14 protein-coding genes, 1 rRNA gene, 1 other RNA gene and 1 other annotated feature are annotated in these 15,373 nt (G+C 41.8%); of the genes, 14 read left to right on the forward strand and 2 right to left on the reverse strand.

The genetic code is table 11. The features are described from left to right. A 23S ribosomal RNA gene (locus O0550_RS18540) occupies window positions 1–100 on the forward strand; the annotation flags it as partial. Window positions 101–198: 98 nt separating this feature from the next. On the opposite strand, the gene O0550_RS18545 is transcribed toward O0550_RS18540, so the two are convergent. Beyond that, complete coding sequence (locus O0550_RS18545) at window positions 199–1,302, reverse strand: YaaC family protein (protein ID WP_396125773.1); 1,104 nt, start codon at window positions 1,300–1,302, stop codon at window positions 199–201. A 107-nt stretch (window positions 1,303–1,409) separates the two neighbouring features. On the opposite strand from O0550_RS18545, the gene guaB reads away from it, so the two are divergent. The 12 genes from guaB (at window position 1,410) to tadA (ending at window position 14,101) form a co-directional block, all read left to right on the forward strand. Beyond that, the gene (guaB, locus tag O0550_RS18550; RefSeq protein WP_003333958.1) at window positions 1,410–2,870 is read left to right on the forward strand and encodes an IMP dehydrogenase; all 1,461 of its coding nucleotides are present in this window, start codon (window positions 1,410–1,412) and stop codon (window positions 2,868–2,870) included. 375 nt (window positions 2,871–3,245) lie between these two features. Beyond that, window positions 3,246–4,541 (forward strand): D-alanyl-D-alanine carboxypeptidase family protein, encoded by a 1,296-nt coding sequence (locus O0550_RS18555; RefSeq protein ID WP_003333957.1) that lies wholly within the window; start codon window positions 3,246–3,248, stop codon window positions 4,539–4,541. A gap of 156 nt (window positions 4,542–4,697) precedes the next feature. Beyond that, window positions 4,698–5,582 (forward strand): pyridoxal 5'-phosphate synthase lyase subunit PdxS, encoded by an 885-nt coding sequence (pdxS, locus tag O0550_RS18560; protein WP_003333956.1) that lies wholly within the window; start codon window positions 4,698–4,700, stop codon window positions 5,580–5,582. A gap of 1 nt (window position 5,583) precedes the next feature. Continuing rightward, window positions 5,584–6,186, forward strand: a complete 603-nt coding sequence (gene pdxT / locus O0550_RS18565) for a pyridoxal 5'-phosphate synthase glutaminase subunit PdxT (RefSeq protein ID WP_003333954.1) — start codon at window positions 5,584–5,586, stop codon at window positions 6,184–6,186. Between the two features lie 109 nt (window positions 6,187–6,295). Continuing rightward, window positions 6,296–6,536 (forward strand) — a binding site (T-box leader). 49 nt (window positions 6,537–6,585) lie between these two features. Next, window positions 6,586–7,869 (forward strand): serine--tRNA ligase, encoded by a 1,284-nt coding sequence (gene serS, locus O0550_RS18570; RefSeq protein WP_258427042.1) that lies wholly within the window; start codon window positions 6,586–6,588, stop codon window positions 7,867–7,869. Between the two features lie 450 nt (window positions 7,870–8,319). Then, window positions 8,320–9,933, forward strand: a complete 1,614-nt coding sequence (gene aceB / locus O0550_RS18575; RefSeq protein ID WP_258427043.1) for a malate synthase A — start codon at window positions 8,320–8,322, stop codon at window positions 9,931–9,933. Between the two features lie 23 nt (window positions 9,934–9,956). Continuing rightward, window positions 9,957–11,240 carry an isocitrate lyase gene (gene aceA / locus O0550_RS18580; RefSeq protein WP_258427044.1) on the forward strand — a complete coding sequence of 428 codons (1,284 nt, stop codon included), beginning with the start codon at window positions 9,957–9,959 and terminating at the stop codon, window positions 11,238–11,240. A gap of 317 nt (window positions 11,241–11,557) precedes the next feature. Beyond that, window positions 11,558–11,914 (forward strand): STAS domain-containing protein, encoded by a 357-nt coding sequence (locus tag O0550_RS18585; RefSeq protein WP_258427045.1) that lies wholly within the window; start codon window positions 11,558–11,560, stop codon window positions 11,912–11,914. Then, window positions 11,911–12,411 carry an anti-sigma B factor RsbW gene (rsbW, locus tag O0550_RS18590; protein WP_003333948.1) on the forward strand — a complete coding sequence of 167 codons (501 nt, stop codon included), beginning with the start codon at window positions 11,911–11,913 and terminating at the stop codon, window positions 12,409–12,411. Before O0550_RS18585 ends, rsbW begins: the two co-directional genes overlap by 4 nt. Beyond that, a complete protein-coding gene (locus O0550_RS18595) occupies window positions 12,362–13,153 on the forward strand; it encodes a sigma-70 family RNA polymerase sigma factor (RefSeq protein ID WP_121473193.1) in 792 nt (263 codons plus the stop codon). Before rsbW ends, O0550_RS18595 begins: the two co-directional genes overlap by 50 nt. 106 nt (window positions 13,154–13,259) lie before the next feature. Further along, a complete protein-coding gene (locus O0550_RS18600; RefSeq protein WP_003343379.1) occupies window positions 13,260–13,460 on the forward strand; it encodes a hypothetical protein in 201 nt (66 codons plus the stop codon). 140 nt (window positions 13,461–13,600) lie between these two features. Continuing rightward, window positions 13,601–14,101 carry a tRNA adenosine(34) deaminase TadA gene (gene tadA, locus O0550_RS18605; RefSeq protein WP_003333946.1) on the forward strand — a complete coding sequence of 167 codons (501 nt, stop codon included), beginning with the start codon at window positions 13,601–13,603 and terminating at the stop codon, window positions 14,099–14,101. A gap of 14 nt (window positions 14,102–14,115) precedes the next feature. Here tadA and O0550_RS18610 read toward each other — a convergent pair whose 3' ends face one another. Beyond that, window positions 14,116–14,844 (reverse strand): pseudouridine synthase, encoded by a 729-nt coding sequence (locus O0550_RS18610; RefSeq protein WP_003333944.1) that lies wholly within the window; start codon window positions 14,842–14,844, stop codon window positions 14,116–14,118. A gap of 191 nt (window positions 14,845–15,035) precedes the next feature. On the opposite strand from O0550_RS18610, the gene ffs reads away from it, so the two are divergent. Further along, window positions 15,036–15,301, forward strand: an RNA gene (gene ffs / locus O0550_RS18615) — signal recognition particle sRNA large type. Window positions 15,302–15,373 lie beyond the last annotated feature (72 nt).

Consider the following 15,373-nt stretch of genomic DNA (forward strand, 5'->3'; position numbering starts at 1 on the left):
CTAGTAAGACCCCTTATAGACGATGAGGTTGATAGGTTCGGTGTGGAAGTGCAGTAATGCATGGAGCTGACGAATACTAATCGGTCGAGGACTTATCCACATTGCCTTTATGCTGACTTTCATTATCCAGTTTTCAGGGAATAAAGATAGAAGCTAGCTACCATTCATGGTAACTAGCTTTTTTGGTGTGTGAACAGACTATTTAAGGAGTTGTAATTGCTGTTCTACCATATAGGGGAAAATTCCCATATGATGCTTGCAGAACCTTTCTATTAATAATTTTTCTGCATACTGATGTGACAACACTAGATCTCCCCATAATTCGCTTTCATAACGACAAAGCATGCTTAGACCATAGAGCAGTAAATAATGATTTGCAAATTGGGGAACAGGATGATTATCGATATCATTCCAAAGATAAATATTTCTATTCTGATCTATTGAAAAGAGGGGATGCTCAAACAGAGACACTCGGTCATCACACTCAAAAAGTCGTCCCTGATTCGAAACAGATGAAGTTGAAGGAAGAGTGAACCTAGCTTTATCGGTGTTTTGTCTAAGGGTACAGAATAAAGGAAAGCTTCCGGAGGTTCCTTGATTATTAGTAGCAGCAAATAGACGATTTAAATAATGCTGCAAGGTTTCGTCTGAATAAGAAAGTGCCCCTTGGCTAGCATGAGGCAGAGCAAAAACAAAGGGTCGCTCTGTCATGATTGACACAGCTACCCAAGGACTTGGTTTTTGAAAATGGTCCATTTCCTCACGAAGCTCAGGTATTGATAAGAAAAGATCACTTACTCGATAACGATCCGATATGGGATGGATCGAAAGGAGTCGACATAGATGTGGAAAGAAGCCTTCCTTTTGGGGTTTCATTTCATCATCTAGTAAATGGTAGGGATTTTTCTTAACTTTTCGTGCTGTAACACCATGCTGTAGCATGCGACTGTTCTGGGGATAATCTGGATCTTTGGCAAGGATTAGACCCTTAAGTAAATGAACGCATCCGTAAAATAATAAGAGAGGCTTAATTAATAAAGAGCTTTTCGCAGCCATTTCATAATAATGTCTAGCCTGCATCCAGGTATATAAAAAACGAGTACTGTTTTGAAAGGCATGCTTTTCAGGATTTTGTAAGCCCATTCTATGATAAGAGGCTGTAAGAAAAGATCGTGAAGTAGGCTCTGTTTCCATAATAGAAAGCTGTTGCCAGACATCTTGAAGAGACATGGAGAAAATTACCCCTTTATTTTCCGAATATTCACTTTTATAAATGATATTCTTATGGAATCTAAGAAACATTTATATTTTCTCCTATAAAAGCGAACAATATAAGCATTCCTTGACATTAAATTGAGCCGTTTGCTACACTGATGAAAAGATTTTCGGCTGAAAGGGGTCCTTGAACCGTGTGGGAAAATAAGTTTGCTAAGGAAGGTTTAACTTTTGATGACGTATTATTGGTACCAGCTAAATCAGAAGTGCTTCCAAAAGACGTTAATGTATCCACAGTATTAAGCAAAAAGGTGAAACTCAACATACCATTAATCAGCGCCGGTATGGATACAGTAACCGAATCTGCACTTGCTATTGCAATGGCTCGTCAAGGCGGTCTAGGTATCATTCATAAAAATATGACCATTGAACAGCAAGCAAGTGAGGTAGATCGCGTAAAGCGCTCTGAAAGTGGTGTTATAACAAACCCATTTTCGTTAACTGAAAACCACACTGTTGCAGATGCAGATGCCCTCATGGGTAAATATCGTATTTCCGGTGTACCAATCGTTAACGATCAAAACCAATTGATTGGTATTTTAACAAATCGTGATCTACGTTTTGTACATGACTTCTCCATCATGGTCAAAGATGTAATGACTAAAGAAAATCTAGTTACAGCACCTGTAGGCACTACATTGCCAGAAGCTGAACAAATTTTACAGAAGCATAAAATCGAAAAGCTACCTTTGGTAGATGAAAATAATGTCTTAAAAGGGCTTATTACGATTAAGGATATCGAAAAGCTTATTCAATATCCGAATGCAGCGAAGGATGAGCAAGGACGATTGCTTTGCGGGGCAGCAGTAGGGGTATCCAATGATACATTTGAGCGTACAGAAGCTTTAGTACAAGCAGGAATTGATGTACTAGTTATTGATACAGCTCACGGCCATTCTAAAGGGGTTCTAGAGACCGTTAAGAAGGTCCGCAGTCTTTACCCTGATTTAACGATTATTGCTGGTAACGTCGCTACTGGACAAGCTACGAAGGACCTGATTGAAGCAGGAGCTTCTGTTATTAAAGTGGGAATTGGTCCTGGTTCCATTTGTACGACTCGTGTTGTTGCCGGTATTGGGGTTCCACAAATCACAGCGATTTATGAATGTGCAACCGCAGCGCGTCAATATAATATTCCAGTTATCGCTGATGGTGGTATTAAATACTCTGGTGACCTAGCAAAAGCTATAGGTGCTGGTGCATCTGTTATCATGATTGGTAGTTTGTTTGCAGGTACAGATGAATCTCCAGGTGAATTTGAAATTTATCAAGGACGCCGTTTTAAAGTGTATCGTGGAATGGGCTCCATTGGCGCTATGAAAGCGGGAAGTAAAGATCGTTACTTCCAGGAGAATGCTCAGAAGCTTGTTCCTGAAGGTATTGAAGGACGCGTAGCTTATAAAGGGCCTTTGGCTGATGTTGTGTATCAGCTTGTTGGTGGTCTAAGAGCTGGTATGGGCTATTGTGGAGCGGCAACCATTGCTGATCTACGTGACAAGTCTACTTTCGTTCGTATTACTGGTGCAGGCTTGCGCGAAAGCCATCCGCATGATGTTCAAATTACAAAAGAATCTCCGAACTACTCTATTTCATAAGGATAGGGCAACGATCGCTTTACCAAGCTAAAAAGCAAGGTAAGACAAAAGGGCTTTCCATTTGGGAGTCCTTTTGTTTTTTATATAATCCAAAAACTAGAATATAAGTCGTAGAGTAGATCATTACCATATAAGATTGCAGAATTCGAAACGATGTCCTAAATAAAAAAAGAAAATCTGAATCCAAATATCCTTTTAGAACGTCAGGTTAAAAGAAGGGTTTTCCGGATGGATACGATTACCAGTTCTTTTTCTCATGGAGATGCGTCTGGTGCTCTTCAAACAACGGCTTTTAGTATGATAGACTAAAGACTGTGTTCAACAGGAAAAAAGAAAAAAAGGATATTTTTAAAAGTAGGGGGAGTGATCGTAGACATGATGCACAAATGGACAGCAAGAGTAAGCAAACTTTTATTGGCTGGTGCAATTGGTATGCTATCCATTGTGGGAGGAGCAATGCAGGCTTCTGCTGCTGAGACGGCTGCCAATCTTGATCTAGTGGCGAGTTCAGCAATTTTAGTCGAGGCATCAACGGGAAAGGTTTTGTACAGTAAAAACCCAGATCAGCCATTACCACCAGCTAGTATGACTAAAATGATGACAGAGTATCTGGTATTAGAGGCTATTAAAAAAGGTAAAATTAAACAAGATGAACTTGTACCTGTTAGTGACTATGCTTTCTTTATTGCCAAAAAGAAGGATTCCTCAGGCGTGTACTTAAATGCTGGGGAAAGTCACAAGGTAAGTGAACTATATAAAGCTATGGCGATTGCCTCAGCTAACGATGCTACAGCCCTGTTAGCAGAAAAGATTGGTGGAACTGAAGCCAACTTTGTAGACATGATGAATAAAAAAGCCCAAGAGATTGGGATGAAAAATACGTTTTTTGTTACATCCACTGGATTGCCTGCTAATGAATTAGGACCTTATAAACCAGCGGATACGAGCAAGGATAATGTGATGTCTGCACGTGATGCAGCTATCTTGGCGGATCGTTTAGTGAGTGATTATCCTGAGGCATTAGAAATTTCTAAAATCCCGCGCTGGGTGTTCCGTGAAGGTCAAAAAGAAGAAATCAAGCTAGCAAACAATAACTGGATGCTTCCAGGCTTGCCGAATGAAACGCTTGGAGTAGATGGTCTTAAAACTGGTTATACGGATGCAGCACAATTTTGCTTTACGGGAACGGCTTATCGTGATGGAATGCGCCTGATCACAGTTGTCATGGGAGCTAAAACAAAAACAAGCCGTTTTGAAGAAACCAAAAAGTTATTAAATTATGGCTATAGCACCTACAAAGCTACGGAAAAACTGGGAAAAGGCGTTCCTGTTCCAGGATTTGAAAATGCGCCACTTAAAAAGGGTGTATCTCTAGAGGTTCCGGCTATTACCGCTAAATCAGTTAATGTTGTGGGTAAAATCGGAGAAGAAGCGAAAGTAACGCCGCGTGTAGAATATAAACCTTTGACCGCGCCTATTAAAAAAGGTGACGTGATTGGAACAGTCTACCTTGATACAGAAGGAAAAAGCGATTATTTGATGCCAAGCAATCAAAAGGGCGGGGTAGATTTAATAGCTGCTGAGGATGTAGAAGAAGGTAGCTGGATTCGCCTATTCTTTAGAAGTATCTTCGAATTTATCGCTAATCTGTTTAAAAGTATTGTTGGCTAATCAAGCAGGGGTAGTGCTGCCGAGGGCAGAACTTTAAAAGAAGGCAAATATTCTGTCAAGATATGTTGTCTACTTTTTCTGATTGGTTTACAATAAAAACAATGTTGCAAATCTAATCCTTTTGTAGGGATGTTCACTTATAGGGGAGGCTCACTGATGGTACAGGTAGGTACAGATCGTGTTAAACGTGGAATGGCAGAAATGCAAAAAGGCGGCGTAATTATGGACGTTGTTAACGCCGAGCAAGCTAAAATTGCGGAAGCTGCGGGTGCAGTAGCCGTTATGGCACTGGAACGCGTTCCATCTGATATTCGTGCGGCCGGTGGCGTAGCGCGCATGGCTGATCTAGGAATTGTAGAGGAAGTATTAAAAGCGGTTACGATTCCTGTAATGGCAAAAGCACGTATTGGTCATTTTGTAGAAGCACGTGTCCTTGAATCTATGGGAGTAGATTATCTTGATGAAAGCGAAGTACTTACTCCTGCTGATGACTTGTACCATATTAATAAAAAAGATTTCACAGTGCCATTTGTTTGTGGAGCGCGTGATTTGGGTGAAGCTCTTCGTCGTATCGGAGAAGGTGCATCGATGATTCGTACAAAAGGGGAGCCAGGAACAGGAAACATTGTTGAGGCTGTTCGCCATATGCGTACGATGCAATCACAAATCCGTAAAGTGCAAAGCATGTCTTATGATGAATTAATGGCTGAAGCGAAAAATCTTGGAGCTCCGTATGAATTGTTAGAGCAAATTCACAAAACAGGAAAGCTTCCTGTTGTAAACTTCGCGGCTGGTGGTGTTGCTACACCTTCTGATGCTGCTTTGATGATGCAACTAGGCGCAGATGGTGTATTTGTAGGTTCCGGTATCTTTAAGTCCGAGAATCCTGAAAAATTCGCACGTGCTATTGTAGAAGCGACTACACACTATACAGATTACGAATTGATTGCACGCGTTTCGAAAGACCTTGGTTCTGCGATGACTGGAATCGAAATTTCCAAGTTGCCGCAGGCTGAGCGCATGCAGGAGCGCGGCTGGTAATATGAGTAAGACAAGAATCGGTGTTCTCGCCCTACAAGGTGCGGTTGCAGAGCATATGCGCATGCTTGAGTTGGCAGGTGCAGAAGCAATCGCAATTAAAAAGGTGGACGAGCTATCTGAGATAGATGGCTTGATCATTCCCGGTGGCGAGAGTACAACAATTAGTAAGCTCATGCATAAATACGGCTTTATGGATGCGATTCGTCAGTTTGCGAATGAGAAGAAGCCTGTCTTTGGAACATGCGCAGGCGCTATCTTAATTGCAAATGAAATTGAACATGCACCAGAAGCCCATCTAGGTTTAATGGATATGAAGGTAGCGAGAAATGCTTTTGGGCGGCAAAAGGAAAGCTTTGAAATCAAGATGCCAATCGCTGGCGTAGCTTCCGACTTTCCAGCGGTCTTTATCCGTGCGCCTCTTATCCTGAAAATCGGCAATAAGGGTGAAGTGCTGGCGAAGCATGAAGACAATATCGTAGCGGCTCGCCAAGGGCAATTTTTGGCGGCATCCTTTCATCCAGAACTAACAGATGATTATCGATTGCATAAATATTTTTTAGACATGGTGAATGAATATCAAACAACAGGGAAAGCATCCGTATAGGGTGCTTTCTTCTTTTCAAAATAAAACAGAGCGTGTAAAATGGACATAGAGCATTGTTTGCAATTGCTTACATCATGTAGTACATTTAATAACAAGAAAAACACCCATAAAAAACATGTTGATAAGAAATAGTACTCTGTTTTAATTGGTTAAGAGAGTCGATGGTTGGTGCGAATCGACCCAATGGGCAGAAGAATCCATCTTTGAGTGGTAAAGGACATAACTTTGCCCGGTCTCGCGTACCGTTATTTACGTGGAATGAAGAGGATAAGACCAGCTTGCTTACCTACGGCAGAGCGATATGGCTTATCAATGAGGGTGGCAACGCGGAGTTAACATTCGTCCCTGGTAAGTGGGATGGGTGTTTTTTATTTTGTCTAAAATTTGGAGGGGTTTTACATGTTAGACGTAAAAATACTGCGTCAGGATCTTGAAGAAGTAAGACGTCGATTGGCGCACCGTAATGAGGATATCTCCGCACTGGATCAGTTTGCTGAAGTGGATGAAAAACGTAGACAGCTTATTCAAGAAGGGGATACCCTAAAAAATAAACGTAATACAGTATCAGAACAGGTAGCTGTATTAAAGCGTAATAAAGAGAATGCAGATCATTTGATTTCTGAGATGAAGCAAGTGAATGAACGCATTAAGGCATTGGATGAAGAGCTGCGCGAGTTAGATGAACAGCTCACTATCATTCTATTAAGCCTTCCTAATTTGCCGCATGAAAGCACGCCAATAGGTACAACTGAAGATGACAATGTAGTGCATCGTGTGTGGGGAGAAGCTTCGACCTTCAGCTTTGAACCAAAGCCGCATTGGGAGGTAGCCGATGCGTTGGGTATTCTTGATTTTGAAACAGCCTCTAAAGTAACGGGAAGCCGTTTTGTTTTCTATAAAGGCATGGGAGCTCGCTTAGAACGTGCCCTAATCAACTTCATGATGGATCTTCATGCAGACAAGCATGGATACGAAGAAGTATTGCCGCCATATATGGTTAATCGCGCTAGCATGACAGGGACAGGGCAATTACCTAAGTTTGAAGAGGATGCATTTAAGATTGATGGGGTAGATTATTTTTTGATCCCAACCTCTGAGGTACCTGTTACAAATATGCATCGTGATGAGATTCTTGATGTGGCTCAACTTCCGATTAAGTATAATGCATTTAGTGCATGCTTCCGTTCTGAGGCTGGGTCAGCTGGACGTGATACACGTGGATTGATTCGCCAGCATCAGTTTAATAAGGTTGAACTTGTGAAGTTCGTGAAACCTGAGGATTCATATGAAGAGCTAGAAAAGCTGGTAAACAATGCGGAAACCGTGTTGCAAATGCTTGGCCTGCCATATCGTGTCATGAGCATGTGTACAGGTGATCTTGGATTTACAGCTGCGAAAAAATACGATTTGGAAGTATGGCTTCCAAGCTATAGCACGTACCGTGAGATTTCTTCTTGCTCTAATTTTGAAGATTTCCAAGCTCGCCGTGCCAATATTCGCTTCCGTCGCGATGCAAAAAGCAAGCCTGAATTCGTGCATACAATGAATGGATCTGGCTTGGCATTAGGTCGTACAGTAGCAGCTATACTGGAAAACTACCAACAGGAAGATGGTTCTGTTGTAATTCCAGAAGCATTGCGTCCTTACATGGGTGGAATCGATCGGATTATAGCTAAGAAATAACTGTATAAGTACAGTTTGAGTGGTAGCAATAAACTTCATAGGTAAAAGCATAACTGGTAGTCGTCTATTTAAAAGGCGGCTACCAGTTTTTTTGTGATTTTGAGTGTGAAAAAAGCTATGGATTAAGGGTTTTTTATGATAAAAAACAATTTATTGGAAAATTCATGTAAAAAAGATTGCCAATTCGGAATTAACTGTTATATATTAATTTATATAAACTTTGATTGTTATAATACAGATTTACACAGGATAAGGAGGATGCAAGATGGACTGCTACAAATGTAATGGAAATGGCGAAAACGATTGCCCACATTGCAAGGGGAAAGGTCATTCACACGAGGGAGGTTACTGTGTCTCATGCCAGGGACATGGTTTCATCAGTTGTTGCACATGTAGTGGATCAGGATTAGTTGAATAATTGAGGCAGTTATACGGAGGGGAGTGTTGAAAATGGAAAGAATTTTAACTGAAATTCAACCGTATCCAACTGACGTTCAAATTACCGGAGAGATGAATGAACGTTATCTAGAAATATTGACACCAGATGCAGTAGCTTTTCTAGCTGAGCTATCAAGATTATTTGAAGCGAGACGACAGGAACTTTTGGTAAAAAGAGAAAAACGACAACAGGAATTTGACCAAGGGAAAATGCCTCACTTTTTAGAGGAAACCAAAGACATTCGGGAAGCGGATTGGACGATTGCTCCTATTCCCGCTGATTTACAGGATCGTCGGGTTGAAATTACTGGTCCTACCTCAGATCGGAAAATGGTCATCAATGCTTGCAATTCAGGTGCTAAAGCTTTTATGGCTGATTTTGAGGATGCCAATTCCCCTTCTTGGCGAAATACGATAGAAGGTCAAATCAACATGAGGGATGCCATTAACCGCACGATTTCTTTTACTAGTAACGAAGGAAAAGTATATCAATTAAAGGAGCAAATCACTACGTTGTTAGTGAGACCGCGCGGCTGGCATTTACAGGAGAAGCATATTTATGTAGATGGTCAACCTATGTCAGCTGGTCTTGTGGATTTTGGGCTCTATTTTTATCACAATGCTAAAAAGCTTTTGGAAATAGGGTCCGGCCCGTATTTTTATCTTCCGAAAATAGAAAGCCACGAAGAAGCAAGGCTATGGAACGATGTTTTTATATTTGCTCAGCAAAGACTAGGGATTGAACAAGGAACGATTAAAGCGACAGTGCTTATAGAAACAATTCTTGCAAGCTTTGAAATGGATGAAATTTTGTATGAACTGCGGGATCACAGTGCTGGACTTAACTGTGGACGATGGGATTATATTTTTAGTTTTATCAAAAAATTCTGCAAAAACAGCAATATTATCTTCCCTGACCGCGCTCAAGTAACCATGTCTGTTCCTTTTATGAAAGCTTATTGCGATCTAACTATTCAGACGTGTCATAAACGTAATGCTCATGCGATGGGAGGAATGGCAGCACAAATTCCTGTTCGCAATGATGTGTTAGCGAATGAAGCAGCTTTTGAGAAGGTAAGGCTCGACAAAGAAAGGGAGGCACTGGCCGGTCACGATGGCACATGGGTTGCGCATCCTGGTCTGGTCCCAGTTGCTATGAGTGTATTTGATCAAATCATGCCTTCAGCTAACCAATTGCATCAAAAGAGAACCGATGTACAGGTATGTGCGGCAGACCTACTTGCTGTTCCAGAGGGGACGATTACAGAGCAGGGGTTACGGACAAATATTAGCGTCGCGATTCAATATATAGAGGCATGGCTGAGGGGAATGGGGGCAGTACCAATTAATAACCTCATGGAGGATGCGGCTACGGCGGAAATATCTCGTGCTCAAGTCTGGCAGTGGATTCGGCATCCAAATGGAAAATTAATAAATGGCCCTAAAATTACATGGGAATTGGTAGAGGGATTGATCCATGAGGAAATCGCTGTCTTAAAGCAGAAAATTGGTCCCGAACGTTTTGAGGCGGGAGAGTTTTCCCGAGCGATTACTTTGTTTAAAGAGGTTGTTCAGGCAGAAGAATTTATGCCTTTCATTACGATACCAGCGTATGAGTACATCTAAAAAAGGAAGAGGAGTGGAGAAAAATGACTAAAATGAAGCAGATAAAGGATTTGGAGCAGTCTTGGGAGTCTAAACGTTGGGAAGGGATTACAAGACCATATTCGGCTGAGGAAGTAGTTCGCTTACGCGGTTCCATTCAAGTCGAGCATACCTTGGCAAAGCTAGGGGCAGATCGACTTTGGAATCTGCTGCATACAGAGGATTATGTTCATGCTTTGGGAGCTTTAACGGGGAATCAAGCAATCCAGCAAGTGAAGGCGGGGTTAAAAGCTATTTATTTAAGCGGGTGGCAAGTCGCTGCTGATGCCAACCTTTCTGGCCACATGTACCCCGATCAAAGCTTATATCCAGCTAACAGTGTCCCACAAGTGGTAAAAAGAATTAATCAAGCGTTCCAGCGGGCCGATCAAATTTCTTATTCAGAAGGAAAGGAAGATGTCAATTGGTTCGCACCAATCATAGCGGATGCGGAAGCAGGGTTTGGTGGACCACTTAATGTATTTGAATTAATGAAAGCCATGATTGAAGCCGGCGCAGCAGGTGTTCATTTTGAGGATCAATTAGCCTCTGAGAAAAAATGTGGTCATATGGGGGGAAAGGTCTTAATTCCTACTCAGGCAGCCGTTAGAAATTTAATAGCTGCACGATTTGCTGCGGATGTGATGGGTGTGCCAACCATCGTGATAGCTCGTACCGATGCCAATGGGGCCTACCTGTTAACCAGCGATGTTGATCCGCGCGATCAGGAATTTTTGACAGGAGATCGTACAGCAGAAGGATTCTATCAAATACGTGGAGGACTAGATGCAGCGATTGCCAGAGGACTGGCATATGCGCCTTATGCAGATCTTATTTGGTGCGAGACATCTGAACCTAATTTAGAAGAAGCTAGACGTTTTGCCGAAGCGATTCGTGAGAAATATCCCAATAAGTTATTAGCCTATAATTGTTCTCCATCCTTCAATTGGGAAAAGAAACTAGATGAGGAGACCATCGCTTCCTTCCAGCAGGAAATCGGAAAGATGGGGTATAAGTTCCAATTTGTTACTCTAGCTGGGTTCCATGCGCTTAACCACAGCATGTTTGAGCTAGCTAACGGCTATCGGGATCGAGGTATGGCAGCATACTCAGAGTTACAGCAAGCAGAGTTTGCTAGTGAGCAGAAGGGATATACCGCAACAAGACATCAACGTGAGGTGGGCACAGGCTATTTCGATGAAGTCGCTCAAGTCATCTCAGGCGGTACTTCTTCCACGACAGCCCTGCATGGCTCAACAGAAGAAGAGCAATTTTCAGGCAGTAGATAGGAGCGGGAGTTTAGCGATAAGCTAGCATAAAGATGATAAAACCAGACGATATGAATACAAAAAAGAGCAGGTTCCTTTTTAAAAGTTACCCTGCTCTTTTTCATGCAGTAGCAAAACGATGCGGTTATGTTTTATGAAAAGTATATCAGTAATGTCGATTGCCTTTTTATGCGCATGGGGGAATCTCATTAGGTGGGATTCTCCCAATCTTTCCTATCGTCAAAGAGATGGATGAAATGCTTTTCGATTGATTCAATAGCAGATAAATGTGGTTACATGATAACAGATTAGTTATTAATGCAGAGGTGATAAAAAGAATGAACCCAACGAATATTTTTGAAGTGACGCAGCAGGAAACCGAGTCAGGGACAATTGTATTCCTACAGGGCCAGCTTGATTTATCGATGGCTCCTTATTTTCGAACGGTTTTAGAGCCCCTCGTTATACAAAAGGACAAAACATTAACCTTAAATCTACGAGATTTACGATATATCGATAGCACAGGGATAGGAATTATTATTTCCTTTCTCAAAATGCGAAATGAAATGGGAACAACTTTGAATGTAGAGGAAGTTTCTCCTAAGACCCAGCGTCTATTCGATATGATTGGAATAACGAAGTTTTTAATGCCACAAAAGGAATCACGTATGGAGAAGACAGGAGGAACGGCATGATTGCTCAAAATAAATTAGTCCGTATGACCATACCTGCTCATGCTGACTTTATCGATGTAGTTCGGCTTTCTTTATATGGATTAGCAACCAGAATGGGCTTTTCTTTTGAAGAAATTGAGGATATGAAAGTAGCTGTATCAGAGGCTTGTAATAATGTTATTGTTCATGCCTATGCAGGAATGGAAGAAGGATTTATTGACGTGGCATTTGAGACCGCTCCTGATAGCCTGCGCATTGTTATTAAAGACTATGGAGAGAGCTTTGATTATCAAACGGTGTCTGAAAAGGCGGACTCTTTACACGATAAAGAAATAGCGGATATTAAGGCTGGCGGATTAGGAATTTACATGATGCAGGCACTGATGGATGAGGTAGAGGTATCAAACGATCATGGTACAGAGGTGGTACTTACTAAATGGCTTGGCGGAAGTCTAGGAGGGAATACGCATGCAGCAGAATCCAATGTTAGCGTCATCTCCCGGGATAGTAGAGAGTGATCTGGAAAAGATACGAAGGTATCAGGATACAGGCTGCCAAGAGCTGGCTACAGATTTATTAATGAATTATGATTCTATGATTAAAATGGCGGCTAAAAAGATCTCTCGTAACTGTCGGGATTTTTATGAGGATTTATATCAGATTGGGCAGATATCATTACTCCGCTCATTAGAGCAATTTGATGCTAGTTTAGGATTTGCTTTTGAGCCTTATGCGATGAAAAGTTTAATTGGGCATATGAAAAATTATTTAAGAGATAAATCTTGGTATGTTCAGGTGCCACGTCGGATTAAGGAAAAAGGCGCACGTATTCAACAGGTTATTGATGAGTTAACCATTACATTGGAGCGATCTCCAGACGTTGGGGAGATTGCTGATAAAATGGAAATGTCTGTAGAGGAAGCAATTGAGGTATTAGCTGGTCGTGAGTATTACCAACTAACTTCTCTTGATGCTCCTCTAAGTACAGACGAGGGCGGGTCGACAATTGGAGATTTAGTCAGTTCCCCAGTGGACGATTTTGGAGCGCTCGAAAATCAGTTAGATTTAAGAGAGGCATTCGAGCAATTAAAAGAAGAGGAACAAAAAGTCATATATGCTGCATACATAGATGGTCTATCACAGCGAACGATTGCTAATGAATTGGGGATTTCACAGATGAGTGTATGCCGTATCCAAAAAAGAGCGGTTAAAAAGCTGCGCGATCTATTATCGACGGGTCATATTGCTTCAAAAAAATAGAGAAGACACGTTATGTAATATAAGATAACCGGTTTCAAATAAAAGAACACTTGGTTATATTCATGCTACAAATGAAAATAAATAAAACGGGAATGGAGGAGTTCTGATGAGATGTAGAGCCGGGGTATGGAGCCGGATACCGCTTCGAAGCTGGTTGCAAATTCCTGTAGACGTTATCTTCAAACAGAAGCAAGCTAGAATGAATTGGTTAACAATGAAGCCACTTCGAGCTCAAATTAATCATAGAAGCTTGCTAGACATAGGGTGGGTGAGTCAAGGTACTCGCCCACTTTTTGTTTGTCAATGAGTATGATCTTACAAGGATTACTAACAAATAAGCAGGGGATTGTAGATGGTGATCGATCAGAGTGAAGAGTTTGAAGTTCAATAACTCGCGAGCTATACTGAAGAATAATAGAAAATGGGTACGGAAAGTAGTGATGATAGATGGAACCACAACACGAGAGATTTATGAGAGAAGCGATGAATGAAGCAAAAAAGGCAGCAGCGTTAGGAGAGGTTCCGATCGGTGCGGTTATCGTACGAAAGGGAGAGATTGTCGGCAGAGGATACAATCTGCGTGAAACGCAAAAAGACCCGACTTTACATGCCGAAATGATTGCGATCCGGGAAGCGAGTCAAAAACTAGGAGGATGGCGTTTAATCGGCTGTGACCTGTATGTGACTCTAGAGCCATGTCCGATGTGTGCAGGCGCAATTGTGCAAAGTCGGATTGAACAGGTTTATTACGGGGCAACTGATCCAAAAGCCGGTTGTGCAGGAACCTTGATGAATTTATGCGCTGAACCAAGATTTAACCATCAGGTGCCTGTATGGGCAGGGATATTACAAGAAGAATGTCAGATGATGCTTAAGGATTTTTTCCGACAACTGCGAAAAAAGAAGAAGGAAGATGCAAAGAACATCTCCCTCACACAAACTGATTAAATTCTGCTCTTCGCTTACTCGGCTTCTTGTCCTTTTCGCAAGGAGTTCAATTCTTCTTCGGTTAGTTCACGGAATTCACCTAGCTCAAGTGATTCATCGAGTAGGAGAGGACCCATACGAACGCGTTTTAAATAAATCACTTTAAGGTCGAAAGCGGCAAACATACGCTTTACCTGATGATATTTTCCTTCCATGATGGTCACGTGAATTTCTGAAATGTCCCCTGAATGAAGAATTTCGAGAGTAGCTGGCATGGTTTCATAACCGTCATCCAACGTTACACCTTGCTTGAAAGCAGCGATATGCTCCTCTGTAACACGTCCCTGAATCTGGGCAAAATACTCTTTGTCTACTTTCTTTTTCGGAGAAAGCAGGCTATGGGAGAGTTGTCCATCGTTGGTTAGAAGGAGAAGTCCTTCTGTGTCGATATCGAGACGACCTACAGGGTGTACTTTATGTCTCCATTCATCTGGCAACAAATCGACAACTGTTTCATGTAGAGCATCCTCAGTTGCTGAAATGACACCGGCTGGTTTATTAAGCATGACGAATACCCAACGTTTGAATTGAAGAGGTACACCATCAATTTCTATATGCTGTTGCTCTGGAATGACGTGCATGCCAGGATCGGTAGCCACGACACCATCAACGGTAACAATGCGCTGTTTAATCAGTTGTTTTACTTCCTTACGAGTTCCTTTTCCTGTGTTAGCTAATATCTTATCTAGACGTTCACGTTTCATTCATTCAGCCTCACTTTGTTCTTCCTTTCTCCCTATATTGGCTGATCTGATAACGAAAATCAAGGAGACGCTCTAGAAATATACTTGCTTGCTTTTTCCTGTGCTGGATTTGTTTATCGCTTGCTTATCCCAATTCTATTATGGTATGCTATGTAAGCAAAAGGTTTTCAGTACTTTGTTTATAAAGTTTGCCGTGCTAGATGGGGAGGTTGCGGTGCCCTGTAACCTGCAATCCGCAATAGCAGGATTGAATTCCTATCAGCGGTCATTTTATGTGAGGTCTGCCTTATACCGTTGGTGTTGAGGATTGGGTCCTATGCAACGTGAACCTATGAACCTGGTCAGGTCCGGAAGGAAGCAGCCATAAGTAGGACCTTGCGTGTGCCGTAGGGTAGCCTGGTCTGAGTCAATTGTATAAGTAACGCTCGGATGGAATGTATCAATGATAGGTGCACGGCATCTATACATATAACTAGAACGTCACTTTTAATAAGTGGCGTTTTTTGTTGTTACCTGGCGAAGAGTAGCG

This window comes from Brevibacillus halotolerans (assembly GCF_026891775.1).
GTDB lineage: Bacteria > Bacillota > Bacilli > Brevibacillales > Brevibacillaceae > Brevibacillus_B > Brevibacillus_B halotolerans.

Bases quoted from the DNA above. Each gene is read 5' to 3' on its own strand.
- O0550_RS18585 (WP_258427045.1), top strand. From the start codon at position 11,558: ATGAACCCAACGAATATTTTTGAAGTGACGCAGCAGGAAACCGAGTCA.
- O0550_RS18545 (WP_396125773.1), bottom strand. From the start codon at position 1,302: ATGTTTCTTAGATTCCATAAGAATATCATTTATAAAAGTGAATATTCG.
- O0550_RS18600 (WP_003343379.1), top strand. From the start codon at position 13,260: ATGAGATGTAGAGCCGGGGTATGGAGCCGGATACCGCTTCGAAGCTGG.
- tadA (WP_003333946.1), top strand. From the start codon at position 13,601: ATGGAACCACAACACGAGAGATTTATGAGAGAAGCGATGAATGAAGCA.
- pdxT (WP_003333954.1), top strand. From the start codon at position 5,584: ATGAGTAAGACAAGAATCGGTGTTCTCGCCCTACAAGGTGCGGTTGCA.
- rsbW (WP_003333948.1), top strand. From the start codon at position 11,911: ATGATTGCTCAAAATAAATTAGTCCGTATGACCATACCTGCTCATGCT.
- aceA (WP_258427044.1), top strand. From the start codon at position 9,957: ATGACTAAAATGAAGCAGATAAAGGATTTGGAGCAGTCTTGGGAGTCT.
- O0550_RS18595 (WP_121473193.1), top strand. From the start codon at position 12,362: ATGCAGCAGAATCCAATGTTAGCGTCATCTCCCGGGATAGTAGAGAGT.
- O0550_RS18610 (WP_003333944.1), bottom strand. From the start codon at position 14,844: ATGAAACGTGAACGTCTAGATAAGATATTAGCTAACACAGGAAAAGGA.
- O0550_RS18555 (WP_003333957.1), top strand. From the start codon at position 3,246: ATGATGCACAAATGGACAGCAAGAGTAAGCAAACTTTTATTGGCTGGT.
- pdxS (WP_003333956.1), top strand. From the start codon at position 4,698: ATGGTACAGGTAGGTACAGATCGTGTTAAACGTGGAATGGCAGAAATG.
- aceB (WP_258427043.1), top strand. From the start codon at position 8,320: ATGGAAAGAATTTTAACTGAAATTCAACCGTATCCAACTGACGTTCAA.
- serS (WP_258427042.1), top strand. From the start codon at position 6,586: ATGTTAGACGTAAAAATACTGCGTCAGGATCTTGAAGAAGTAAGACGT.